At 54.6% G+C, this 23036-nt stretch carries 26 protein-coding genes; 15 read left to right on the forward strand and 11 right to left on the reverse strand.

The features are described from left to right. Positions 1-26 precede the first annotated feature (26 nt). A complete protein-coding gene (gene mutM / locus GO984_RS06850; RefSeq protein ID WP_157021775.1) occupies positions 27-878 on the reverse strand; it encodes a bifunctional DNA-formamidopyrimidine glycosylase/DNA-(apurinic or apyrimidinic site) lyase in 852 nt (283 codons plus the stop codon). 84 nt (positions 879-962) lie between these two features. Between mutM and ubiE the strand changes: the two genes are divergently transcribed. Both ubiE and ubiB read left to right on the forward strand, forming a co-directional pair. After that, complete coding sequence (gene ubiE / locus GO984_RS06855; protein WP_138160969.1) at positions 963-1715, forward strand: bifunctional demethylmenaquinone methyltransferase/2-methoxy-6-polyprenyl-1,4-benzoquinol methylase UbiE; 753 nt, start codon at positions 963-965, stop codon at positions 1713-1715. 3 nt (positions 1716-1718) lie between these two features. Continuing rightward, positions 1719-3248: a 2-polyprenylphenol 6-hydroxylase gene (gene ubiB / locus GO984_RS06860; protein WP_157021776.1), complete on the forward strand. Its 1530-nt coding sequence runs from the start codon at positions 1719-1721 to the stop codon at positions 3246-3248. Positions 3249-3361: 113 nt separating this feature from the next. Here ubiB and GO984_RS06865 read toward each other — a convergent pair whose 3' ends face one another. Then, positions 3362-4537 carry an acetyl-CoA C-acyltransferase family protein gene (locus GO984_RS06865; protein WP_157021777.1) on the reverse strand — a complete coding sequence of 392 codons (1176 nt, stop codon included), beginning with the start codon at positions 4535-4537 and terminating at the stop codon, positions 3362-3364. A 111-nt stretch (positions 4538-4648) separates the two neighbouring features. On the opposite strand from GO984_RS06865, the gene GO984_RS06870 reads away from it, so the two are divergent. Then, positions 4649-5215 (forward strand): helix-turn-helix domain-containing protein, encoded by a 567-nt coding sequence (locus GO984_RS06870; RefSeq protein ID WP_157021778.1) that lies wholly within the window; start codon positions 4649-4651, stop codon positions 5213-5215. A 22-nt stretch (positions 5216-5237) separates the two neighbouring features. Here GO984_RS06870 and GO984_RS23905 read toward each other — a convergent pair whose 3' ends face one another. The 3 genes from GO984_RS23905 to GO984_RS06880 are packed head-to-tail and all read right to left on the reverse strand — an operon-like array spanning position 5238 to position 6341. Continuing rightward, positions 5238-5477 (reverse strand): AAA family ATPase, encoded by a 240-nt coding sequence (locus GO984_RS23905; protein ID WP_425339642.1) that lies wholly within the window; start codon positions 5475-5477, stop codon positions 5238-5240. Next, a complete protein-coding gene (locus tag GO984_RS23910) occupies positions 5383-5790 on the reverse strand; it encodes an AAA family ATPase (RefSeq protein ID WP_342448062.1) in 408 nt (135 codons plus the stop codon). Before GO984_RS23910 ends, GO984_RS23905 begins: the two co-directional genes overlap by 95 nt. Positions 5791-5846: 56 nt before the next feature. Further along, positions 5847-6341, reverse strand: coding sequence for a GAF domain-containing protein (locus GO984_RS06880; RefSeq protein WP_157021779.1), 495 nt, complete (start codon positions 6339-6341; stop codon positions 5847-5849). Positions 6342-6522: 181 nt separating this feature from the next. Here GO984_RS06880 and GO984_RS06885 point away from each other — a divergent pair, with 181 nt between their 5' ends. Together GO984_RS06885 and tdh are read left to right on the forward strand one after the other, a co-directional pair. Further along, positions 6523-7710, forward strand: a complete 1188-nt coding sequence (locus tag GO984_RS06885) for a glycine C-acetyltransferase (protein ID WP_157021780.1) — start codon at positions 6523-6525, stop codon at positions 7708-7710. After that, entirely contained in the window at positions 7707-8765 is a 1059-nt protein-coding gene (tdh, locus tag GO984_RS06890) for an L-threonine 3-dehydrogenase (RefSeq protein ID WP_157021781.1), read from the forward strand. Before GO984_RS06885 ends, tdh begins: the two co-directional genes overlap by 4 nt. 167 nt (positions 8766-8932) lie before the next feature. Here tdh and GO984_RS06895 read toward each other — a convergent pair whose 3' ends face one another. From GO984_RS06895 to GO984_RS06910, 4 genes are all read right to left on the reverse strand, one after another. After that, positions 8933-9685: a metallophosphoesterase family protein gene (locus tag GO984_RS06895; protein WP_157021782.1), complete on the reverse strand. Its 753-nt coding sequence runs from the start codon at positions 9683-9685 to the stop codon at positions 8933-8935. A gap of 98 nt (positions 9686-9783) precedes the next feature. Then, positions 9784-10377, reverse strand: coding sequence for an ATP-dependent Clp protease proteolytic subunit (locus GO984_RS06900; protein WP_245231017.1), 594 nt, complete (start codon positions 10375-10377; stop codon positions 9784-9786). A 150-nt stretch (positions 10378-10527) separates the two neighbouring features. Beyond that, on the reverse strand, positions 10528-12123 hold the full coding sequence (serA, locus tag GO984_RS06905; RefSeq protein ID WP_157021783.1) for a phosphoglycerate dehydrogenase: 1596 nt from the start codon (positions 12121-12123) through the stop codon (positions 10528-10530). 138 nt (positions 12124-12261) lie between these two features. Continuing rightward, positions 12262-13407: a phosphoserine transaminase gene (locus GO984_RS06910; RefSeq protein ID WP_157021784.1), complete on the reverse strand. Its 1146-nt coding sequence runs from the start codon at positions 13405-13407 to the stop codon at positions 12262-12264. A gap of 225 nt (positions 13408-13632) precedes the next feature. On the opposite strand from GO984_RS06910, the gene GO984_RS06915 reads away from it, so the two are divergent. From GO984_RS06915 to GO984_RS06940, 6 genes are all read left to right on the forward strand, one after another. Further along, positions 13633-14673 (forward strand): AI-2E family transporter, encoded by a 1041-nt coding sequence (locus tag GO984_RS06915; RefSeq protein WP_167740248.1) that lies wholly within the window; start codon positions 13633-13635, stop codon positions 14671-14673. A 93-nt stretch (positions 14674-14766) separates the two neighbouring features. Beyond that, complete coding sequence (gene serB / locus GO984_RS06920) at positions 14767-15642, forward strand: phosphoserine phosphatase SerB (protein ID WP_157021786.1); 876 nt, start codon at positions 14767-14769, stop codon at positions 15640-15642. A 5-nt stretch (positions 15643-15647) separates the two neighbouring features. Beyond that, a complete protein-coding gene (locus GO984_RS06925) occupies positions 15648-16406 on the forward strand; it encodes a TSUP family transporter (RefSeq protein WP_157021787.1) in 759 nt (252 codons plus the stop codon). Positions 16407-16469: 63 nt separating this feature from the next. Continuing rightward, on the forward strand, positions 16470-16790 hold the full coding sequence (locus tag GO984_RS06930; RefSeq protein ID WP_157021788.1) for an ArsR/SmtB family transcription factor: 321 nt from the start codon (positions 16470-16472) through the stop codon (positions 16788-16790). Beyond that, positions 16787-17215, forward strand: coding sequence for an SRPBCC family protein (locus GO984_RS06935; RefSeq protein ID WP_157021789.1), 429 nt, complete (start codon positions 16787-16789; stop codon positions 17213-17215). The genes GO984_RS06930 and GO984_RS06935 overlap by 4 nt, the downstream gene beginning before the upstream one ends. Positions 17216-17261: 46 nt before the next feature. Continuing rightward, positions 17262-17576, forward strand: coding sequence for a YciI family protein (locus GO984_RS06940; RefSeq protein ID WP_157021790.1), 315 nt, complete (start codon positions 17262-17264; stop codon positions 17574-17576). A gap of 35 nt (positions 17577-17611) precedes the next feature. Here GO984_RS06940 and GO984_RS06945 read toward each other — a convergent pair whose 3' ends face one another. After that, on the reverse strand, positions 17612-18610 hold the full coding sequence (locus GO984_RS06945; protein WP_157021791.1) for an asparaginase: 999 nt from the start codon (positions 18608-18610) through the stop codon (positions 17612-17614). 169 nt (positions 18611-18779) lie between these two features. Here GO984_RS06945 and GO984_RS06950 point away from each other — a divergent pair, with 169 nt between their 5' ends. From GO984_RS06950 to GO984_RS06960, 3 genes are all read left to right on the forward strand, one after another. Then, positions 18780-19316 carry an invasion associated locus B family protein gene (locus tag GO984_RS06950; RefSeq protein WP_157021792.1) on the forward strand — a complete coding sequence of 179 codons (537 nt, stop codon included), beginning with the start codon at positions 18780-18782 and terminating at the stop codon, positions 19314-19316. Between the two features lie 150 nt (positions 19317-19466). Continuing rightward, positions 19467-20654: a dual-specificity RNA methyltransferase RlmN gene (gene rlmN, locus GO984_RS06955; protein ID WP_157021793.1), complete on the forward strand. Its 1188-nt coding sequence runs from the start codon at positions 19467-19469 to the stop codon at positions 20652-20654. A 251-nt stretch (positions 20655-20905) separates the two neighbouring features. Continuing rightward, on the forward strand, positions 20906-21115 hold the full coding sequence (locus GO984_RS06960; RefSeq protein ID WP_138160931.1) for a hypothetical protein: 210 nt from the start codon (positions 20906-20908) through the stop codon (positions 21113-21115). A gap of 42 nt (positions 21116-21157) precedes the next feature. Here the strand turns inward: GO984_RS06960 and GO984_RS06965 are convergent, their stop codons facing one another. Next, positions 21158-22006: an LOG family protein gene (locus GO984_RS06965; RefSeq protein ID WP_157021794.1), complete on the reverse strand. Its 849-nt coding sequence runs from the start codon at positions 22004-22006 to the stop codon at positions 21158-21160. Positions 22007-22081: 75 nt separating this feature from the next. Here GO984_RS06965 and GO984_RS06970 point away from each other — a divergent pair, with 75 nt between their 5' ends. Beyond that, positions 22082-23002, forward strand: a complete 921-nt coding sequence (locus GO984_RS06970; RefSeq protein ID WP_157021878.1) for a threonine/serine dehydratase — start codon at positions 22082-22084, stop codon at positions 23000-23002. The last annotated feature ends 34 nt before the right edge of the window (positions 23003-23036 follow it).

Raw genomic sequence — 23036 nt, forward strand, 5'->3', positions numbered from 1 at the left:
TTATCACGCAGAACATCTCGTTCAAGCTATCTTTGGCACTTGCCACAGAAGAAGGTTGAGCGACCTGATTGGGTGATTCTATCTATTATACCGCTACAACCATCACGCTTGCAGGCGCCTCCTTCTCGCCCATAAACATCAAAGCTGTGCTGAAAATATCCAAGATTTCCATCGGCTTGCCGGAAATCTTTTAGCGATGATCCTCCTGCTTTTATCGCATCCGTTAGAACGTCTCGGATCACCGGAACCAGCCCTGCCACACGACTTGCAGAAATTTGCCCCGCTTTACGACGTGGCGATACTTGTGACCGGAAAAGAACTTCACACACATAAATATTGCCCAGGCCAGCGATGATTCCCTGATCCAGCAGCGCGGATTTCACCGGTGTATTTCGTCCCTTGAATGCCTGGACCAGGTAGTCTTCATGGAAATCATTCCCCAATGGTTCAGGGCCTAAGGCCGACAGCAATTTATGTTGATTGGCAGTTGCCGTGTCCAAAAGGTCCATCGCCCCAAATCGGCGCGGATCGTTAAACGTGATGCGCGCTCCGTTGGTCATGTCGAACACTACGTGATCATGTTTCTGCGCTGCCGGGTGATCATGCACAAATTGGCCTAATGGGTCGCCTGACACTGTCATCCGTCCTGACATGCCCAGATGAACCAATAATGTCTCGCCACTGTCGAGATCAGCCAACAGATATTTGGAACGCCGCCGTAATGTTAAAACACGCGTCCCCGTCAGCCGCGCAGCCATGTTTTCAGGGAATGGCCAACGTAAATTTGGCCGATTGACCTGTGCCTGGGCTATCACCGCGCCTTCCATTGCCGGGCTCAACCCGCGGCGCACTGTCTCAACTTCGGGTAATTCCGGCATGTCATCGCTCCCAATCCAAACCGCCGCATTGTACCTGCCTGTCAGCACCTTATAACAGGGGCGAAATCAGAAAATGGCAGCCCCATGGCAGACACACAGCAGAACACCACACATTTTGGCTTTGAAACCGTCCCTGAGACCGAAAAAGCCGGTCGTGTTCAGGGCGTATTCAACTCGGTAGCCTCTAAATACGACATCATGAACGACGTAATGAGCGTTGGCATCCACCGGGTCTGGAAAGATGCGATGATGGATTGGCTAGCCCCCCGCCCCGGACAGCGCCTGCTGGATGTCGCCGGTGGTACCGGCGATATCTCGTATCGCTTTCTGAAACGTGCTGGCCGTGGTCACTCAACCGTTCTCGACATAACAACACCAATGCTTGAAGCAGGGCGCACCCGTGCCGAAGCCGACCAAATGGCTGACAGTTTAGACTGGGTCACCGGCGATGCCATGGCCCTGCCCTTCAAGGATAACACCTTTGACGTTTACACCATTTCATTTGGCATCAGGAACGTCACCCGTCCGCAAGAAGCCTTGAACGAAGCCTATCGTGTGTTGAAACCCGGTGGACGCCTGATGGTGCTGGAATTCAGCCAATTGCCCAACCCAGCGATGCAAAAGGCCTATGACCTGTATTCGTTCAACGTGATCCCACGCATGGGAAAATTGATCGCCAACGACTACGACAGCTATCAATACCTCGTCGAATCAATCCGCAATTTCCCGGATCAGGACACGTTTTTGGGAATGGTTCGTACTGCAGGTTTTGAGAACGCCAAATATCGCAATCTCAGCCTCGGCATTGCCGCCCTGCACTCCGGCTGGAAAATCTAAACTATGCGCGGTCCACACAATATTATTCGCCTGATCCGAACAGGCGCAACACTGGAACGTACGGGTGCCATGAGTGTCGTTCTGGATGCTTTTGAAGCTCCAAAGCCACTACGCATTCTCGCACACACGCTGGGTTGGCCGTTTAAGTGGCTAGGCTACAAAGGCAACCCTGATATGCCGCCTGCAACACGGGCGTTAACGGCACTGGGCCCTGCCTATATCAAGCTAGGGCAGATGCTTTCGACCCGACCCGATCTGGTAGGTGAGGATCTGGCCCTGCAATTGCGGGTGCTTCAGGATAAACTGCCGCCTTTCTCCAAATCCGAGGCCATGGCCGAGGTAGAGAAGGAACTGGGCTTGCCTGTTGATCAAGTTTTTTCCGAATTCAGTGAGCCAATCGCCGCTGCTTCGATCGCCCAAGTTCACCGTGCCCGTCTGGCCGACAGTGGTAAAGAAGTCGCGGTCAAGGTCCTGCGCCCCGGCATCGAACGCGCTTTCAACAAAGACGTTGACGCCTTTTACTTCGCCGCACGCATCGTCGACCTCTTCGCCCCCGGCGCCCGGCGCCTGCGACCAATGGAGGTGATTGAACACTTTGATGGCGTGGTACAGGCCGAACTTGACCTACGCCTGGAAAGTGCCTCGGCTTCCGAGTTTGCTGCCAATACTGGCTCTGATGAAGGCTTCCAACTTCCTTCGATACAATGGAATTACTCTGCCCGCCGGGTGATGACCTTGGATTGGGCTGATGGCGTTGCCATGGGCGACAATGTTGCACTGGACGCAGCGGGGCATGACCGTCGGGTGTTAGGCAACCGCGTGCTCAGCCTGTTCCTGCGTCACGCTCTGCGCGATGGTTTTTTCCACGCGGACATGCACCAGGGCAACCTCAAGGTGGCCGCCAATGGCGATATCATCGCCTATGACTTTGGCATCATGGGGCACATCGATGAATATACCCGCCGGGTCTACGCCGAAATCCTGTTTGGTTTTATCAAACGCGATTACAAACGCGTTGCTGAAGTGCATTTTGAGGCGGGCTATGTCCCTGCCGACCGCGATGTCGACGAATTTGCACGCGCACTGCGCGCCGTCGGTGAACCCATATTCGGTATGGATGCCAGCAGCATCTCAATGGGACGTCTTTTAAACTATCTCTTTGAAGTCACTGAACGTTTTGGAATGGAAACCCGCACCGAGCTGATTCTGTTGCAACGTACAATGGTAGTGGTTGAAGGCGTCGCCCGTTCACTGGATCCACATATCAACATCTGGGAAACCGCCCACCCCGTGGTGGAGGATTACATCAAAAAATCCATTGGTCCACGCGCTGTGGTCAAAGATTTGATGTCAACAGCGCAGGTAATGGCCCGATTTGGCCCCCGGTTGCCTGCCTTGGTCGAAGCGGCGCTGATCGCCCAATCCAGCTCTCCAGAATCGCGCGGTCGTGTTGGCACGAACTGGATCGCACCTGCACTGACCGGCGTTGTGGTTGGCGCCAGCCTAATTGCAATTGCCAGTCAATTTTTCTGAGTCGGGATCTCGCTGTCTATTTACCTGTCTTCATCTAGCCAAAAATATCCTAGGGGGTGAATTGGCCATTCAGCCAAGAGGGGGCATACAGCCCCCTCCTCCGCCTTGAGATATCAGAGCAGTTCTATCGCCAATGCGATACCCTGTCCGCCGCCGATGCACATGGTGATCAACCCTTTTGATCCACCACTTCGTTCCAACTCATACAGGGTTTTCAAGGTGATAATGGCGCCCGTCGCCCCCACTGGATGACCCAGTGCAATGGCACCGCCGTTGGGGTTCACCTTTGCAGGATCAAGCCCCAGCTCTTTGTTCACCGCCAACGCTTGAGCCGCAAAAGCCTCGTTGCTTTCAATCACGTCAAAATCACTTGCTGAAAGACCCGTTTTCTTCAACAAGGCCTGAACGGCAGGGACCGGGCCGATGCCCATCACTTCAGGGCGCACTCCAGCATGTGCGTAACCCAGAATACGCGCTTTGGGCTTCAGCCCAGCGGCCTCAGCAACGCTGGCCGTTGCCAGAACCATAGCCGCAGCCCCATCGTTGATCCCGCTGGCATTACCGGCTGTCACGCGACCGTCTTTTTGAAACACGGCTCGCAGCCCAGCCAGTTTTTCCATATTGCTGACGGTGGGATGCTCATCCACTTCAAACGGTACCATGTCCCGCTTCACCTTCACCTCAACCGGCGTGATCTGGCTTGCAAAATATCCCGCTTCAATCGCGGTTGCCGCACGGGTCTGGCTAAGCAATGCAAACTCATCCATCTGGGCACGGGTGATTTCATGTTCATCCGCAACGTTTTCCGCGGTTACACCCATATGCCCAGTGCCAAACGGGCAGTTCAACGCACCCAGCATCATATCCAGCGATTTCACATCGCCCATCTTTGCGCCCCAGCGTTGCTGTTGCATGATGAATGGGCTGCGCGACATGTTTTCCGCACCACCTGCCAAGGCAAAATCCGCATCACCTAGCATCAAAGACTGCACGGCAGAAACAATGGCCTGCGCCCCCGACCCACACAAACGATTGACGTTCATCGCCGGGGTCGCGTTTGGCACGCCCGCCTGCAGTGCCGCGACCCGGCTCAGATACATATCGCGCGGCTCTGTATTAATCACATGGCCAAACACCACATTGCCGATTTGCTCTGGCGCCACACCTGATCTCTCCATCGCAGCCTTGGAAACCGTGGTCGCGAGATCAATCGGTGCTGTATTGGCCAATGCTCCACCAAAAGTACCGATAGCTGTCCGTGCTCCGTCCAGAATGACAATCTCTGTCATGGTTTCTCTCCTCATGAAATCCGTTGCCTGCACTATGCAGCCGCAGCATCGCCAAGTCTTCCGGGACGCCCCGTCATTGACAAAAGTCGCTATGAAGCGCAGGACTCCGCTATGACGGAAAATACAGACGATATCCTGACACTGCTCCCCGCCCGCCTGAAAGAGGCCCGCCGGGCCCAGGGCCTGAGCCTTGAGGCAGTGGCCAACCTGTCGGGCGTGTCTCGGTCCATGGTCAGCCAGATAGAGCGCGGTGAAAGCTCGCCCACCATTTCCACCCTATGGAACCTGACCCGCGCGTTGCAGGTCGATTTCGCCGGATTGTTAGAGGCCAAAGATACTCAGGACAGGATTGACGTGCTTCGATCAGACGATGTACCAAAGATTGAGAACATGGGCCACGGCTGTCGCATCCGCATCCTTTCGCCGCCTGAAGAGGCTGGCGGCCACGAGGTCTATGATATTCGGTTCGACAAAGACGGCGCATTGAACAGCCAGCCACATACCCGTGGCACGCTTGAGCAACTCACCGCATTGGAAGGCGACATTACCGTCATATCAGGTAATGCCCGCAACCAGCTAAAGGCGGGCGACACCGCCCGCTATGCGGCAGATGTGGACCATTCGATTACTGCACCAAATGGCCCAGCGCGGGTGTTTTTGATTGTGAAGAATGCCTAAATACATTCCCGCCTTCCCAACCTTAATCTGGGAAAACTTGGGACTTGCGTAGCGTAGAAATTATGAAGTTGCCACGCGCCCCGATGCTCACCTTAGGAAGTAAATAGACATCATAGCCCAAAGTGGGGAGGGCTGCACTGATCCGCTCAAATTCTTCGACTGCATCGTCATACCCATGCTGACGTTCTGCATCGAACACATAAATTTCTGGCCATGGAAGAACGAGAAAAACTTGACGGTTGTACTGCCGAACATTTCCCAGCGTTTCTTTTGGCTGTGAGCCCCGAGCAACTCTCAAGAGCTATCGCGGCGTCAACCAAGCCCCTGTCAAAAAACGTGAAACCTGAAGGTTCACTCATCAAGGCTAGATCTGCGCGCGCCATATCAATGGCTCGATGGGCAAATGCAACGGCTTCAAACCAAGGAAGCATCCTCCCACCCTTGGCAAGCTCTTCCTTGACGATTCTCCTCCCCGGTTCTTCAACCGTTTTATAGCCTTTGCTCCCGAGCTCAGAGAGCACGGAAGACTTTCCGCCTCCCGAACAACCGCTAGTCAATATGAACTTGTTCACCACAGCTACAGCCGAACCAAATTAGATTATTGTGGAGCTTTAGGGACATAGAGAACCGGTCACGACAACCGTTGTGCCACACACAACGCCGCCAAAGACGGTAGGGCTAACAAATCCTTGGCGCTTTGAACGCGATCCTCAGTATAATATCCCGCTTCGTGTAGGACATTCACGGTCGCTGCCAGCGTACCACCGATTACAATGGGCAGGTTGACCACTGACTGACAGCCAAGCGAGTTGATCAGCTCATAGTCTGGAAAGACCTCTGCAATTTCCTCAATGGAATTCGCAACAAAACACTCATGCCGTTCGTGAACCACGGAAAACCAGCTATTTCGCGTGATCGGCTTGGTACCAGAGGTCGGATAGTTGACTGGGTCATTTGTGTAGGGGCGTTGCGCCAGTTCAGTTTCCAGATCAACCGTCATCACAGTGAACAGTTTTGCGCCGACAACATTTTGCCAAAGATCACTGAGCGCCGCATAGGCTTGATCCGACGTCGTAGCCGCAGACAATGCGCTCTCAAATTGAGCTAGTGCGGCATCTTTAGTCATTCAATTTCTCCAAGTACATTATATCGCTAACAATCGCTGCGATGGCGCTTGCGTTCAAGATGTTTCACTTAGTTCGTTCAAAAATCCTATTTCACGGATTTTTTTCCAAAATAGTGAATTCTCCTATTTGGGAATCTTATCCGTTATGGTAGATGCGATTCTAAGGATAAGGAGTTCGCCCATGACCACTGCATTTCTGAATGACATCTCGAACACGCTGGCCCAGATCGAGTCTGATGGATTGTATAAACGGGAACGAATGATCACCTCGCCTCAGGGCGGCAAGATTACGGTTGGTGAACAGCAAGTCATCAACCTCTGTGCCAACAACTATCTGGGTCTGGCCGATCACCCCGACCTGATCGCCGCCGCGCGCGGTGTGATGGATGACAAAGGGTTCGGCATGGCCTCGGTCCGGTTTATCTGCGGCACCCAGGATATCCACCGCGAGCTAGAGCAGCGGCTGGCCAAGTTTCTGGGTAAAGACGATTCGATCCTGTTTGCCGCCTGTTTCGACGCCAATGGCGGGTTGTTCGAACCCCTGCTTGGACCCGAAGATGCGATCATCTCGGACAGTCTGAACCATGCCTCGATCATCGACGGTATCCGGCTGTGCAAAGCCAAGCGCTATCGCTATCTCAACAGCGACATGAACGATCTTGAGGCCTGGCTGAAACAGGCCCGCGAGGACGGCGCGCGCCACATCATGATCGCCACCGACGGTGTGTTCTCGATGGATGGCTATCTGGCCAAACTTCCAGAAATCCGCGCATTGGCCAACAAATACGATGCAATTTTGATGGTCGATGACTGTCACGCCACCGGGTTCATGGGGCCAAACGGTGCTGGCACGCCAGATCACTTTGACATCGATGTAGACATCGTGACCGGAACATTGGGCAAAGCACTTGGGGGGGCCATCGGCGGTTATATCGCCGGGCCGCAGCCAGTGATCGACCTGCTGCGGCAGCGGGCGCGGCCCTATTTGTTCTCCAATTCGCTGCCGCCATCTATTGTTGCTGCTGGCCTAGAGGCCATCCGCTTAGTTGAGGAAGGCGCCGATCTGCGCACCCAGCTGTTCGAGAACACCAAATTCTGGCGCGCCGGATTGGAAGAACTAGGTTTTGACCTGCTGCCCGGGGAACATCCGATTGTTCCGGTCATGCTGGGCGAAGCGCAACTGGCCCAGGACATGGCCACCCGGCTGTTCGACGAAGGCGTCTATGTGTCCGGGTTCTTCTTCCCTGTGGTGCCTCGCGGCCAGGCCCGCATCCGCACCCAGATGAACGCGGCACTGACGCGCGAGGAACTGGAACGTGCGCTGGCGGCGTTTGGCAAGGTGGGCAAGGATTTGGGGATCATCAAATGACCAGACCAAACACAATGAAGGCGCTGGAAAAGACCCATCCCAAGGAAGGCCTGTGGATGACCCGCGCACCGGTTCCGGAAATCGGCCCGGATGATGTTCTGATCAAGATCAACAAAACCGGCATCTGCGGCACCGATGTGCATATCTGGAACTGGGATGCTTGGGCGGAAAAGACCGTACCCACGCCCCTGATCACCGGTCACGAGTTTGCCGGTGAGATTGTCGAGTTGGGTCGCAATGTCACCGACCTAAAAATCGGCCAGCGCTGTAGTGGCGAGGGCCACCTGATCGGCCATCACTCACGTCAATCCCGCGCTGGCAAGTTCCATCTGGACCCAGAAACCCGTGGCATCGGTGTGAATGAACAAGGTGCCTTTGCCCAATATCTGCGCCTGCCTGCGTTCAATGTGGTACCTTTGCCCGATGAAGTGTCCGACGACATCGGCGCCATTCTGGATCCGCTTGGCAACGCCGTTCACACAGCGCTGAGTTTCGACTTGGTGGGTGAAGACGTGCTAATTACCGGCGCAGGCCCCATTGGCATCATGGCCGCTGCTGTGGCCCGTCACGTTGGTGCGCGTCATGTGGCCATCACCGATGTGAACCCAGATAGGTTGGCGTTGGCGGAAAAGGTCGCAAACGTTCGCCCGGTCAACGTCGCCGAGGAAGACCTGAGCGATGTGATTGCCGAACTGGGCATGTCCCAAGGGTTTGATGTCGGGCTTGAAATGTCCGGCAATCAGGCTGCGATGGATCAGATGGTTGAGGCTCTGGTGATGGGGGGCCACATTGCCCTGCTGGGGATTCCTCCAGGCAAGTCACCCGTGGATTGGAGCCGCATTGTGTTCAAAGCGATCACCATCAAAGGCGTTTACGGACGCGAGATTTTTGAAACCTGGTATAAGATGATCGCGATGCTGCAAAACGGGTTGGATGTCAGCAAGGTGATCACTCACCGGTTTGCAGTGGACGACTTTGAGCAAGGGTTTGCAGCTATGAAGTCCGGGCAAAGCGGGAAAGTCGTTTTGGACTGGCGCGTCGCGCCGGAAAATTGAAACACCGTTAGCGATTTCGAGCAGCTCAATGGAGCTTCATGACTGGGGGCCACAAATGTCTTCTGAGGTCATCAGAAGGTACACAAAAAATAACTAATTAAAAATGTGGCCTCCAGCCACATCTAAAGGATAGTACACCTATCTTTTAGATAGCTATGATTCATGCATTAAAAATGTGCGTTATTCGCCCACTTAGGCAAAAGGGCAACACGCCCGCGCTCCCCAAGCACCCAGGCCTCGCCATTCTCAAACACAGCTGCCGTCAACGGACGACCGAATCCAGCACCCGAATCCAAATTGACCCTATTACCGTGATGTTCGGGCTGCGGCACATGAGTGTGGCCATGCACAACCAACCAAGGATGTAGGGCACTGTGGTCTAAGAACTCTCTTCGTATCCAAATCTTGTCGTTCTCACTCTGCTTCTCCAACGCGATGTCGGGGCGGATACCAGCGTGTACAAACAAAAGCTTCCCTTCCTGATGGTGACTGGGAAGGCTGGCAAGGAAATCTAAGTGAGTTTGCGGAACCGCTGCCTTAGCTCGGGCATGAACCTCATAGGTTCGGTCACCTTCAGCAACTTCGACGCCGTATGACTCCAGCGTCTGAACGCCACCAATTCGAGGGTGCAGCCAGTGAAAGCCAACCAACAACTGGGAATCGATTCTCGGGTAGTCCTCCAGATACATCGAAAACATCCGGTCATGATTGCCCAGCAAAGCGGTCCAATTCCGGCCTTCTGCTTGACCTTGTTGTAAAAGTTCGATCACACCGCGGCTGTTGGGTCCTCTGTCGGTATAATCACCAAGAAAGACAATTCGTGCATTGGGGCCGCCGTCCACTTCGATCCGGTGCAAAGCGGTTTCGAGCATTTCAAGCTGCCCATGAATGTCGCCGATTGCGTAGATGGGGGAGGTCATAAAATGGTTCCAATATGCGCAATTGCGAGACAGGCGGTGAAGGTCAGCCTACAGGGCCCGATCTATCCAGTTGCGGGCCCTGATGTGAGGTAGAAAGCTTAAGCCAGATCATTCGAGGAGTTGATGATCTTACCGGCAAGACCATAGTCAATGGCCTCTTGAGCTGTCAGCCAAAAATCCCGCCCGGTATCGGCTGCGATTTTCTCAGCGGTCTGACCTGTAGCTTCGGCAAACAGGTTATCAAATCGCTCGCGCATGATACGGATTTGCTCGGCTTGGATCATCATGTCAGTCGCCTGACCACCGATCCCACCGGACGGTTGGTGCAGCAGGAAACGTGTGTTGGGCAGGCAGAAACGATTCTCTTTACGGGCACCGACATAAATCAATGCGCCGGCGCTCGCGACCCAACCGGTGCCAATAGTACGCACCTCGGGACGGATAAACCGAATGACATCGTGCACCATGTCGCCGCTTTCCACATGCCCACCGGGCGACGAGATAAACATATTGATAGGGTCGTCATTCTCTTCGGCCAACGCAAGCAGGTGCGCGACGGTTTTTTGCGCGAGTTTGTCGTTGATTTCACCAGTGACAATCACGGTTCGGCTTTTGAAAAACAGCGTGTCTATCTTGCCAGAGGTCGGGGCATCCTCAGATGTTTTGGAATCGTCCTGCATTTTGGAAAGCATGTCTGTCACCTATTTTTTCTACGAACCAATGCGGTTGGTAATTGGCGCCATAGCAACAGGAGATCGCAGGATCTGCAAGGGTGGTTTCAACAAAAAAGGGAACCGCCGTCATGGCAGCTCCCCAATACTGGTTAACTTGTGACGCTGAGGTTAGGCGACATCAAACTCCAGTGGTTTGATCTGGGTGAAATACCCGGTTTCAGCCAGCTTGGCACGGGCCTCGGCAGGCACCTGACCATCCACATACAGCAGGGCAATCGCCTCGCCACCGGCAGCGGCACGACCCAGGGTAAAGTTGGCGATGTTGACGCCATTTTCGCCCATGGTCTGACCCAACGTACCAATGATACCCGGTACGTCTTCGTTGGTGGTGTAAAGCATATGCGCACCGACCTCGGCATCGATATTGATGCCTTTGATCTGGATAAACCGAGGCTTACCGTCGCTGAACACTGTCCCCGCAACCGAACGCTCGCGCTTGTCTGTGACAACCGTCACTTTAATATAGCCATCGAATGAGCCCGATTTGTCCTGATTGGTGGTCGAGATCTGAACACCACGTTCCTTGGCCACGACCGGGGCCGAGACCATGTTCACGTCAGGATTGGCACGTTTCATGATGCCAGCCACAACGGCACAGTTCAGTGCCGCCAGGTTCATTTCAGATGCGACCCCATCATAAAGAATGTTGATCGCTTTAATCGGCTCGTCTGTCATTTGACCGGTAAAGCTGCCTAGATGATCAGCCAGCTTGATCCATGGTCCCATGACCTTGGCTTCTTCAGCTGTGACCGACGGCATGTTCAGCGCATTTTCAACGGCACCAGTCAGCAGATAGTTCGACATCTGCTCGGCCACCTGCAAGGCAACGTTTTCCTGTGCTTCGGTGGTTGCCGCGCCCAGATGCGGGGTGCAGACCACGTTGGGCAGGTTGAACAGAGCGTTTTCCTTGGCGGGCTCTTGGGCGAACACGTCAAAAGCAGCACCGGCCACATGGCCAGATTGTAGCAGCTCAGCCAGTGCCTCCTCGTCAACCAGACCACCACGGGCACAGTTGATGATGCGAACGCCTTTCTTGGTCTTTGCCAGGTTCTCACGCGACAGAACATTGCGCGTCTGGTCAGTCAATGGAACGTGCAGGGTGATAAAGTCAGCGCGGGTCAGCAGCTCGTCCAGCTCAACCTTTTCAACACCCATCTTGTCGGCTTTTTCTTCACCCAGATAGGGATCGTAGGCGACAACTTTCATTTTCAGCCCTTGCGCACGGTCGCAAACGATACCACCGATGTTGCCTGCCCCAATGACACCCAGTGTCTTGTTGGTCAGCTCAGTCCCCATGAACTTGGACTTTTCCCATTTACCGGCATGGGTCGAAGTGCTGGCCTCTGGGATCTGACGTGCCACAGCGAACATCATCGCAATAGCGTGCTCGGCAGTGGTAATCATGTTGCCGAACGGCGTGTTCATGACGATCACGCCCTTTTTCGACGCGGCTTCTTTGTCGATGTTGTCGGTGCCGATACCTGCGCGTGCGATCACTTTTAGGTTGGTCGCCGCTTCCAGAATGGTTGGAGTGACGCGAGTGGCCGAGCGGATTGCAAGACCATCGTATTGGCCGATCACTTCCGCCAGCTTGTCTTTGTCCTTGCCAAGATCAGGCTGGAAGTCGACTTCGATGCCGCGGTCGCGGAAGATCTGAACTGCGGTTTCGCTGAGTTTGTCGGAGACGAGTACTTTGGGAGCCATGATATTGGTCCTTTTAACGGGGGCCACATTGGGCCTGAATGAGGTTCTTTTAGGGGAGCGCCTGACCCTGGGTGGGTGCAAAGCGCCCTCCTGTGGGGAGGGTCGGGCGCTGCCCGGCGGTGCCGCCGGGCGACTGACTTATCCTTGAGCTTCGATTTCTGCTTCGAACGCCCAGGCCAACCAAGGCAGCATGGCCTGAATGTCCGAGGTCTCAACCGTGCCACCACACCAGATCCGCAGACCGGCAGGCGCATCGCGGTAAGCGCCGATGTCATAGGCAATGCCTTCGACATCCAGACGTTTCGCCACCGCCTTGGCAAAGGCAGCACCGTCCTGAATGCGATCATCGGTGAACTTCAGACAGACCGATGTGTTCGACCGTGTCGCGTCATCTTCAGCCAGATTGGCGATCCAGTCGTTGGCGTCGCAGAAATCAAACACAGCCTGCGCATTGGCATCAGCACGGGCTTTAAGCCCCTCTAGGCCACCAATCGAACGCGCCCAGTCCAGGGCGAACAGGTAATCCTCGACCGCCAGCATCGACGGGGTGTTGATGGTCGCACCGGTAAAGATACCCTCGATCAGCTTGCCACCTTTGGTCAGGCGGAAGATCTTGGGCAGAGGCCAGGCCGGGGTGTAGCTTTCCAGACGCTCAACAGCGCGCGGGCTTAGCACGATCACACCGTGGGCTGCTTCGCCACCCAGAACCTTTTGCCAGCTGAATGTGGTCACATCCAGTTTGTCCCAGGGCAGGTCCATCGCAAAGGCAGCGGATGTCGCATCACAGATGGTCAGGCCCTGACGGTCATCGGCGATCCAGTCACCATTGGGAACCCGCACACCCGAGGTGGTGCCGTTCCAAGTGAACACAACATCATTGGCGAAATCGACAGATGCCAGATCGACGATCTGACCGTAGTCAGCCACTTTGGCCTCAGCTTCGATTTTCAGCTGCTTGACCACATCGGTGATCCAGCCGGCGCCGAAGCTTTCCCAGGCCAGCATCTCGACCTTGCGCTCACCGAGCAGCGACCACAGAGCCATTTCAACAGCACCGGTGTCCGACGCAGGAACGATACCGATACGATAATCAGCGGGGATGCCCAAAATCTCGCGGGTGCCTTCGATGGCATCCTTCAGCTTGGCTTTGCCAGGGGCTGCGCGGTGGCTGCGACCCAGTGGGGCGTCGGCCAGTTTGGACAGTTCGAATGTAGGGGGTTTGGCACAGGGGCCAGAAGAAAAACGCGGATTGGCCGGCCGCGTAGCCGGTTGCTGAGTAGCCATTGATGCTATCCTTACAGATAAATGCCCTTCGTTGGGGAAGGGTGTCCCACCGACAGAGCTAGGGGGTTGAGATGCGGCACGCAACCGGGAAAATTCACGATAGCGTCGATTTATCGCGCAATTGCGACACCCGATGACTACGATCGGAAACTTTCCACAATACATTGCCCGGGACCCCAGCACTGTATTAACTCGCGCTTAGAGATTTGGAATCGGGTGTTGATTATGAGCAGACTGGCAATGGTAACCTTTTCGGTTGCGCTGATGCTGATGCTGGGCTGGTTACTGCAGGCAGGGCAGTCGATTGTGCTACCTGTGTTAGTTGGCATCATCGCTGTCTATATTTTGACCACAGCTGCCGAGGCACTTGTACGAGTACCAGTTCTGGGCTTGCTACCGCGACGCTGGCGAAGAGTGTTAGTCTTGCTGGCCTTCACCTTCGCAGTGCTGGTGCTGGCGGGATTTATCACCAGCAACGCAGCGGCGATTTCAGGCGCCATTCCGGGGTATGCCGAGAACTTTGACAAATTGCAGGACAAGCTAATCAACATGTTGGGCGTGCACGAACTCCCAAGCTGGGCCAATTTGGGTGAACGGTTGTTGGATCTGGTCGATGCCACCACATTGATGCCAGCCGCCCTTGCCACCATCAGCAATGGTGGCACTGTGATCGTTGGAGCTGCGCTTTATGCGGTGTTCATACTGGCCGAGCTGGACAATCTTCCCAACAAGACCAGACATGCGATGGGTGATCCGGAAAGGGCTGAGCACGCCTTGGAAATGGCCCGTAAGATCAACGAAAAGATCGGTGGGTATTTGGCCGCCAAAACACTGGTGAATGTGATCCTTGCCTTTGTTTCCTATGGTATCTTGCTGCTATTGGGCATTGAGCAGGCAGCGTTCTGGGCGATCTTGATCGGGCTGCTAAACTATATCCCCTACATTGGTTCAATCATCGCCGTGGTTTTTCCGGTGACCATGAGTCTGGTGCAGTTTGCCTCGTTTGGTCACACAGCGCTGGCTTTGTTCACACTGATGGTGCCGCAGATTGCGGTGGGCTACTATATTGAGCCTAAATTCTTGGGCCGGTCGGTAAACCTCAGCCCGTTCACAGTACTATTGTCGCTGGCGATCTGGACCGCGCTTTGGGGCATGATGGGCGCAATTTTAGCGGTTCCTCTGACTGCAATGGTAATGATTATTCTGGCGGAAATTCCCAATGCCCGGTTTATCGCAGTGATGATGTCCGAATCTGGTGATCTTTAGGCCGGCTAATTCAGGGGGGCTGGTTCCCACAGGCAACCGTGGCTATTAGGGGCATAACAGCGCCCTACCCTCTTCCGCCGATGGAGACCGCCCATGTATACAGTCACTCTGCTCTGCAATCCCGCGAAGCCATCGTTGGATCCGGCACTGGTCGAATCACTGCGAAACGCCTGGGGAGGTGGGGACGCGTTTTGGTTGGCACCAGATGAAGCTGCCGAATTCACCATTGAAACATCGCCTGACAATCAGTGGCAAGTTTGGGAAGACCTGCAGGGTATGGGTGTCGACCTGGTGATCCAACAAACCGAAGGTCGCCGTAAGGCAATGCTGCTGGCCGACATGGATAGCACCATGATCCAGCAGGAATGCATTGACGAATTGGCCGATGAGGCAGGAGTCGGTGACCACGTCAAAACAATTACGGCCCGCGCGATGAATGGTGAGCTCGATTTTGAGGCCGCGCTGATTGACCGGGTTGGCCTGCTGGCTGACCAGCCCGAAAGTATAATCGCCAAAGTTTTGGCCGAGCGCATCACCTTGATGCCCGGAGGCAAATCGCTTTTGGCCACGATGAAAGCAGATGGCGCTTACACAGCACTTGTGTCGGGTGGCTTCACCGCCTTCACCGCCAAGGTCGCTTCCACATTGGGCTTTGACGAAAACCGCGCCAACACGTTCATCATTGATGCAGGCAGGCTGACTGGCGATGTTGGCCGCCCGATATTGGGACGCGAAGCCAAGGTTGAAGCCCTAGAGCAAATCACCACACGATTGGGCATCAGTGATTCAGAGGTGATGGCTGTTGGCGATGGTGCCAATGATCTGGGTATGCTGGGTCGTGCCGGATCTGGGGTGGCATTACATGCTAAACCTTCAGTTGCTGCGCAATGCGACCTCCGCATCAACCACGGCGACCTGACCGCCCTGCTGTATGTGCAGGGCTACAGCCGCGACGAATTCAAAGGTTAAATACTATGCTCGAAGTGGGTTTTGAGACCCTGCTGCTATTGTTGGCGGCAGGCTTTATTGCGGGGTTCATGGATGCGGTTGCCGGTGGTGGAGGGTTGGTTACGGTACCGGTTCTGCTGCTGGCTGGCGCCAATCCGATCACCGCTCTGGCCACCAACAAAATTCAGGGTTTGTTTGGCGCAGGCACCGCAGCGTTAAGCTATGCCCGTGGAGGGCATGTAAATTTGCGTGAGCAAGGCGGAGCTGCCGCGATTGCCTTTGGTGCCTCAATTGCTGGGGCGCTACTGATTTCCGTGCTGCCAACGGGCTGGATCAGAATGATACTTCCATTGCTGCTAATTGGCATCGCAGTGTTTTTTGCCACCAAAAAAGGGTTGGATGACGGCGACCACGTACGCCGCCTTTCACCCATCATGTTTGCAGCAACGATGGTGCCACTATGCGGAGCCTACGACGGATTGCTTGGCCCTGGTGCTGGCAGTTTCTACATGCTCGCCTTTGTATCAATGGCCGGATACGGCATCCTTAAGGCAACGGCTCATACCAAATTACTGAACTTGGCGTCGAACGCTGGAGCGCTCTTGGCCTTTGCCTTTGTCGCGACCCCCTGGTGGATCACCGGATTGGCTATGGGTGTGGCCCAGATTGCCGGGGCGGCTGCAGGTGCCAAGATGGCCCAAAAACAAGGGGCCCGGTTGATTAAGCCACTTCTAGTGATCACTTCGGTTACCCTAGCGGTAAAGTTGCTTTGGGACATGCTTTGAAACATCCCAGCTGAACTCAAATTTAATCTTTACATTAATTAACATTTGGGTTAATTACCCTCTATGACACCGCTATTAAAATCATTTTCAGCACTGTCTGATGAAACCCGTATGTCGATTGTGGAACAGCTGATGGACCACGGCGAATTGCCGGCAGGCGATCTGGTACGTGGCTCTGGCATCACAGCACCAGCCATTTCACGGCATTTAAAAGTCCTGCGCGAGGCTGGCCTGATCCAGCAACGTGCCGTGGGTACAAAGCGGCTGTATTCCGCCCGCCCCGAGGGACTGCAACTAATTGCAACTTGGACAAAATCAAAGCGCGAGTTCTGGGAAAGCAGTCTGGACCGGCTCGAAGCTGCGATGATGGAGGACGATACATGACCGACCTAAGGTTGGAACGAGACTTTTCAGTCACCCCAGATCGATTGTTTAAGTGGATTAGTACACCGGAAAAATTGCTAAAATGGTGGGGGCCCGAAGGCATGGATGTGCCTGTGCACGAACTTGATTTCAGCCGCACAGGTCCATGGTTTTCGATCATGCGAAACGGCGAAGGCCAGCAGTTCAAGGTTTCAGGTCATGTGACCCACGTGGACGCGCCAAAATCCGTTGGTTTCACATGGGGTTGGCATGATGAAAACGATCAGCGCGACACCGAAAGCCATGTGACTTTTACCGTGGTTGCCAATGACTCTGGCGCGCGACTGCTCATTGATCACCGCGAGCTGGGTGACGACGACATCAGCGCCCGCCATGAACAAGGCTGGACCTCGTCGTTGCGCAAGTTGGCGGCAAACATCACCTAACAACAAAGTACTTTTTCTAAACCCGATTCAGCAAAGGAACTTCGACATGGCTCAATTCATTTTCGCCTACCACGGCGGCAAGAAACCCGACACACCCGAAGAAGGTGCCAAGGTCATGGATGCCTGGAAAAGCTGGATGGCTTCAATGGGTGATGCCCTGATCGTGCCTGGCGCCCCTGTTGGCATGTCCAAGACCGTAAGTGCGGATGGTATCACCGATGATGGCGGCTCCAACCCACTGTCCGGCTACACCGTCGTCGAGGCCGCCGACATAGCAGCCGCCAGCGAACTGGCGAAAGGTTGCCCAATGGTGGCTGAGGCCAGCGGATCGGTAGAAGTGGCTGAAATTCTCGAAATGTAACGTAAACGCCCGGCTTTTCAGCCGGGCGTTCTGATTCAGAACAACAGTTCGGTTGCAGGCCGTACAATGCCGGCCTCAATTCCACGCCGACTCCGAATTGGCGTATTCATATACTTCAGAGTTTCTGGGTGATTGGCATCCAATACTCCCAGTGACACCAATATTGCCGCAATTGCACATTCACTGGCACGGGTAGCACCATCGACAATCTTCAGTGCAACGCCCAGACGCTTTTCTGGAATAATGGCAATGAATACAGCTTCGGCCCCGGTCTTAATCGCGACCTTTCCGTCCATGGCCCGCATCAGGTTGGTACACGCACGGGTTTCACCGGCTACCAGATCAGGGTGCGTAGTCATAGCAGCAACCAATTGCTGCGCTGCGCTGGACGAACGGTCGGACCGATCCGAAGCCGAAGCAAACCAAGCCATTGACCGTGCCAGACCTGTAACCGTGGTGGCAAAGTTTGGCGCCGAGCAGCCATCAATTCCAAAGCAGGGACTGTCCTGCCCTGTGGTTTCCTCAAACGCTGTCAAGCAGGCTTGCTGCACCGGATGGTCCATCTCGACATATTCAGGACCTGCGCCCATATGCTGGGCTAGCGTTAGGAAGCCGGCATGTTTGCCTGAGCAGTTATTATGCACCTGACAGGGACTGGTGTCGGTCTTGATCAATCCGTTGCGAGCCGGAATATCATTGGGCAATTGTGGCCCACAGCGGAAGTCACTGTCAGTTAGGCCCAGTTGCGTCAGCCAGGAATTGACTCGGCTCGTATGAATCTCAGCCCCATTATGCGAAGCACAGGCTAGGGCCAGTTGCTCGCTGGTCAGGCCAAATTTTTCAGCCGCCCCCGAGGTGATCAATGGCAGTGCCTGAATCATCTTGGCGGAGGAACGTGGATAGATCACCGCATCGGGATCACCCCAACTACGGACCACCTGACCACTGTCATCACAGACAACAGCATGCCCTTGGTGAAGGCTCTCAAGTAACTGGCCACGCCAGATTTCGGCCATCGGAACCGGATTTGTCATGATATTAGACCTTTTTCTTGGCGATTTCCTGCCAATCGCACTTTCACCAGTGGTGCTAATGACGTTAGTATGCTTGTGTCAACATGCGAGGGATACAAGTCTAGACAGTGGGTAACACTGCGGGCACTCTGGCGTTATTGAGGTTATGACAGTCTTGGAGTCGGGACAAATGGCATCGAAATTTGCCCATGCAGTTATGAGCCTGTGCCTGGCAGGCATGGCCGCCACTACTGCATATGCACAACAAACCCAAAGCACCAACCGCGTTGCCGCCAACGTGGACTGGAGTGTTTTTCAGGGGAATGACCCGGTTGAATGTTGGGGCGTCTCTGCCCCCAAGGAATCGGTGAACACCCGCGATGGACGCGTTGTAGCCGTGCGGCGCAGCGAAATTCAGCTTTTTGTGTTCTACCGCCCAGACGGTGGCGACAATGGCCAGGTGACCTTTACCGGCGGCTATCCATTTGCCCCGGGATCAACCGTGAATATGACGGTCGGCGAAACAGAATTTGAGCTGTTTACAGATGGTGAATGGGCCTGGCCTGCTACTGCAGCGGATGATGCAAAGATCATTACCGCAATGAAGCGCGGTTCTCAGGCGGTGTTAACTGCACGTTCCGCACGCGGCACCCAGACCCAGGACAGTTTCTCGTTGCTGGGCTTTACCGCAGCAATTGAAGACGCCGACAAACGCTGCTCCAAATAGGTTGCAAGCCAGTGAATTCGAAACAGCCTCGGCACCACTAGGTGACCGGGGTTTTCTTATTCTGGATCACAATATGCACCGAATTCTTTTGATCTTGGTGCAAACTCCTATATAGAGCCGCATCCGCCCCTTATTGCCGAGTTCCGAGCCATGACTGCTGACGCACCAATTACCCAAGATGTTCTGACCCTGCCGCGCAAGCTGCCAGAGGGTGGCAAGATCAATCTTGTTGGCCAAACTCGTGAACAACTACGCGAAACTCTGATCAAACTGGGTACCAAAGAAAAGCAGGCCAAGATGCGGGTTGGGCAGATCTGGCAGTGGATCTATCAGTGGGGCAAACGCGACTTTGCCGACATGACAAACCTGTCCAAGGCTCTGCGAGCGGACCTGGCCGAGCACTGCGTCATCGAAATCCCCGAAGTGATCACCAAGCAGGTATCCGAGGATGGCACCCGCAAATATCTGGTGCGTATCGCCGGTGGCCACGAGGTCGAGGTGGTTTATATCCCCGAAACAGACCGCGGCACCCTGTGCATCTCGTCTCAAGTGGGCTGCACCCTGACGTGTTCGTTCTGTCATACCGGCACACAGAAACTAGTACGCAACCTGACTTCGGCTGAAATCATCGGCCAAGTGATGATGGCGCGGGATGATCTTGATGAATGGCCTGTGCCCGGCACGCGGTCGGATGATCGCACCCGACTGCTGTCAAACATTGTACTGATGGGCATGGGCGAGCCGCTGTACAACTTTGAAAACGTCCGTGACGCGATGAAGATCGCTATGGATCCCGAAGGCATCCAGCTCAGCCGTCGCCGCATCACCCTGTCCACCTCTGGTATCGTTCCCGAAATCATTCGCACCGCAGATGAGATCGGTTGCCTGTTGGCGGTGTCGTTCCACGCCACCACGGACGAGGTGCGCGACAAGCTGGTGCCGATCAACAAGAAATGGAACATCGACGCCCTGCTCGAGGCGTTGCGCGCCTACCCGCGCCTGTCGAACTCGGAACGCATTACTTTCGAGTACGTGATGCTGGACCGTGTGAACGACAGCAAGGAAGACGCACACCGTCTGGTCAAGCTGATCAAGGGCATCCCGGCCAAGATCAACTTGATCCCGTTCAACGAATGGCCCGGTGCTCCGTATAAACGCAGCTCGAACAACCGGATCCACACCTTTGCCGATATCATTCACGATGCCGGCTATGCCTCACCCATTCGTCGCCCCCGTGGCGAAGACATCATGGCGGCCTGTGGTCAGTTGAAATCAGCCACAGAACGCGCCCGCAAAAGCCGTAAACAGATTGAGGCCGAGGCTGGGTTGTCTTCCTGAAGCGACAATCAGATTAGGGAGCGCCTGATCTTGGGGAGATGCAAGGCGCCTTCTCCATTTTGACGGGGAGGCTAGGTGCTCCCGGCCTAACGGTCGGGATATTTATCACCGTCGATAGATCTAAACACTTTTTTCACACCCAAGGCGACCCGCCTTATTTGCCTCAAACTTTCCTCAAATCCGGTAAACTTCCGCCATTCTGAACAATCAGTTTCCTTCCTGAGAACAATCAAAGTCAGGAGAACTGAACAATGGCACAGGCAGATATTGGCGGCAGCATGATCGAAGACGGCGTACTGGCCCTAGTACGTGACGAAAAAGCAAAAGCACTGAGCGCGCGCGAGTGGAAATTCCGGCTCAAAGGATATGGGTATGCAATCAAAGATGTGAGCGGCAAACAGGTGCTGACTAGCTTGACCCAAGGCATTGAACTGGGTGTATTGCCAACAGATATGGGTTGATAGCGACACAGATCTTTGATTGCAAAATAGATTTGGGGCGGACTATTTTTCCCGCCCAGGAAGACTATCGCGCGGCGGTGCGGGCTCCCAGTTTTCAATGAGCTCCATCGCCTCTTGCGCCGAATCAACAAACCGGAACAGGTCAAGATCCTGATCTGAAATGGTGCCTGCATCCGCCAGCGCATCCCAGTTGATAACTTTATGCCAGAACTCTTTGCCAAACAGCAGGAACGGGACACGTTCCATCCGGCCCGTCTGGATCAAGGTCAGGCTTTCAAACAGTTCGTCCATCGTGCCAAAGCCACCGGGGAACACACAGATCGCCCGAGCGCGCATCAAAAAATGCATTTTTCGAATGGCAAAATAGTGAAAGTTAAAGCTGAGATCAGGCGTCACATATTCATTCGGCGCCTGCTCGTGCGGTAATACGATGCTCAACCCAATAGAGGCCCCGCCCGCATCCACAGCACCACGGTTACCAGCCTCCATCACACCAGGTCCGCCCCCGGTCACGATCACATTTTCACGGCCACCGCTCTCTTTTGACTTCAGCGTCATCAAGCGGGAAAATTCGCGTGCTTCGTCATAAAAATCAGATAAATCCGCCAATGTCTGGGTTCGGGCCTTATCCTTATGTTCGGGATCGGGAATACGGGCACCGCCAAACAACACAATGGTGCTTTCGATACCACGCTCATCCAGCAACAACTGCGGCTTCAATAGCTCCAACTGTAGCCGCACCGGACGCAATTCTTCACGACAGAGAAAATCCTCATCTGCAAAGGCTAAACGATACGCTGGCGCATCAGTCTGCGGTGTTGACGGAACGTGTCCAGCCTGATCCCTGTCAGAATGGGCATCGCGGAAACGGCTGTGGCGGTCATCATTCATTTTTTGGATCCTGCTTGCTTGTTTTCCCTCAGCCTATAATGTCCATTGCCGCAACACTAGGCAAAGGCGTGAATGATGGGTTGGAAAAGTAAAATTGAGGCAGCGGCGGACCGCATTGCAGGCCACACACAAACTACACCAACAATGCAAGTCAATGGCTTAGGGCTGAATTTTCCGGTCGAACTAAAGCTGGAGCACATGCAACACACCGGAAGTTTTAAGGCGCGTGGAGCATTTAATACGCTACTAAGTGAACCAGTTCCAGCAGCTGGACTAGTGGCCGCATCAGGCGGCAACCATGGCGCCGCAGTAGGGTATGCAGCGCATAAACTGGGCCACAAGGTGCGTATTTACGTTCCTGAAATGGCAGGTCCTTCCAAAATCGCACTGATCAAAAATACAGGCGCTGATCTGCAAGTGGTGCCGGGGGCATATTCCGATGCCATGGAGCTGGCCCAGAAATACGAAGCCGAAACGGGTGCGATGCAGGTGCATGCTTATGACGCCCCTGCCACAGTTGCCGGGCAAGGAAGCTGCTTTTCCGAATGGCAGGCCCAAGGCTTTCAAGCCGACACCTTGCTAATTGCTGTGGGCGGTGGCGGGCTAATCTCTGGGGCAATGGCTTGGTTTGGTGGTGAGAAAAAGGTGGTGGCCGTTGAACCGGAAACATCAAAGGCCCTAAATGCCGCTTTGCAGGCCAAAACACCCGTCGATGTTGAAGTGTCTGGCGTAGCTGCAAATGCGCTAGGGGCCAAACGTATTGGCGGGATCTGTTTTGATCTGGCACTTTCCCAAGGCATCGAGTCGCTTACAGTCAGTGATGCAGCGATCACCAAAGCTCAGCAAGCCTTGTGGTCCCAACACCGTATCCTAGTCGAACCAGCAGGTGCCACCGCTTTGGCAGCCCTAATGTCAGGAGCGTACAGTCCGGCAGAAGACGAACGTGTAGCTGTGTTGATTTGCGGCGGAAATATCGCACCTGATCCGCTAGGATAGCGCTTGCAGGTCGGCGGCGTCGATTTTATCTATT

Source organism: Parasedimentitalea huanghaiensis (genome assembly GCF_009753675.1).
Classification (GTDB): Bacteria; Pseudomonadota; Alphaproteobacteria; order Rhodobacterales; family Rhodobacteraceae; genus Parasedimentitalea; species Parasedimentitalea huanghaiensis.

Excerpts from the sequence above, each read along its gene's own strand:
- mutM (WP_157021775.1), bottom strand. The coding sequence starts at position 878 with ATGCCGGAATTACCCGAAGTTGAGACAGTGCGCCGCGGGTTGAGCCCG.
- ubiE (WP_138160969.1), top strand. The coding sequence starts at position 963 with ATGGCAGACACACAGCAGAACACCACACATTTTGGCTTTGAAACCGTC.
- ubiB (WP_157021776.1), top strand. The coding sequence starts at position 1,719 with ATGCGCGGTCCACACAATATTATTCGCCTGATCCGAACAGGCGCAACA.
- GO984_RS06865 (WP_157021777.1), bottom strand. The coding sequence starts at position 4,537 with ATGACAGAGATTGTCATTCTGGACGGAGCACGGACAGCTATCGGTACT.
- GO984_RS06870 (WP_157021778.1), top strand. The coding sequence starts at position 4,649 with ATGACGGAAAATACAGACGATATCCTGACACTGCTCCCCGCCCGCCTG.
- GO984_RS06880 (WP_157021779.1), bottom strand. The coding sequence starts at position 6,341 with ATGACTAAAGATGCCGCACTAGCTCAATTTGAGAGCGCATTGTCTGCG.
- GO984_RS06885 (WP_157021780.1), top strand. The coding sequence starts at position 6,523 with ATGACCACTGCATTTCTGAATGACATCTCGAACACGCTGGCCCAGATC.
- tdh (WP_157021781.1), top strand. The coding sequence starts at position 7,707 with ATGACCAGACCAAACACAATGAAGGCGCTGGAAAAGACCCATCCCAAG.
- GO984_RS06895 (WP_157021782.1), bottom strand. The coding sequence starts at position 9,685 with ATGACCTCCCCCATCTACGCAATCGGCGACATTCATGGGCAGCTTGAA.
- GO984_RS06900 (WP_245231017.1), bottom strand. The coding sequence starts at position 10,377 with ATGCTTTCCAAAATGCAGGACGATTCCAAAACATCTGAGGATGCCCCG.
- serA (WP_157021783.1), bottom strand. The coding sequence starts at position 12,123 with ATGGCTCCCAAAGTACTCGTCTCCGACAAACTCAGCGAAACCGCAGTT.
- GO984_RS06910 (WP_157021784.1), bottom strand. The coding sequence starts at position 13,407 with ATGGCTACTCAGCAACCGGCTACGCGGCCGGCCAATCCGCGTTTTTCT.
- GO984_RS06915 (WP_167740248.1), top strand. The coding sequence starts at position 13,633 with ATGAGCAGACTGGCAATGGTAACCTTTTCGGTTGCGCTGATGCTGATG.
- serB (WP_157021786.1), top strand. The coding sequence starts at position 14,767 with ATGTATACAGTCACTCTGCTCTGCAATCCCGCGAAGCCATCGTTGGAT.
- GO984_RS06925 (WP_157021787.1), top strand. The coding sequence starts at position 15,648 with ATGCTCGAAGTGGGTTTTGAGACCCTGCTGCTATTGTTGGCGGCAGGC.
- GO984_RS06930 (WP_157021788.1), top strand. The coding sequence starts at position 16,470 with ATGACACCGCTATTAAAATCATTTTCAGCACTGTCTGATGAAACCCGT.
- GO984_RS06935 (WP_157021789.1), top strand. The coding sequence starts at position 16,787 with ATGACCGACCTAAGGTTGGAACGAGACTTTTCAGTCACCCCAGATCGA.
- GO984_RS06940 (WP_157021790.1), top strand. The coding sequence starts at position 17,262 with ATGGCTCAATTCATTTTCGCCTACCACGGCGGCAAGAAACCCGACACA.
- GO984_RS06945 (WP_157021791.1), bottom strand. The coding sequence starts at position 18,610 with ATGACAAATCCGGTTCCGATGGCCGAAATCTGGCGTGGCCAGTTACTT.
- GO984_RS06950 (WP_157021792.1), top strand. The coding sequence starts at position 18,780 with ATGGCATCGAAATTTGCCCATGCAGTTATGAGCCTGTGCCTGGCAGGC.
- rlmN (WP_157021793.1), top strand. The coding sequence starts at position 19,467 with ATGACTGCTGACGCACCAATTACCCAAGATGTTCTGACCCTGCCGCGC.
- GO984_RS06960 (WP_138160931.1), top strand. The coding sequence starts at position 20,906 with ATGGCACAGGCAGATATTGGCGGCAGCATGATCGAAGACGGCGTACTG.
- GO984_RS06965 (WP_157021794.1), bottom strand. The coding sequence starts at position 22,006 with ATGAATGATGACCGCCACAGCCGTTTCCGCGATGCCCATTCTGACAGG.
- GO984_RS06970 (WP_157021878.1), top strand. The coding sequence starts at position 22,082 with ATGGGTTGGAAAAGTAAAATTGAGGCAGCGGCGGACCGCATTGCAGGC.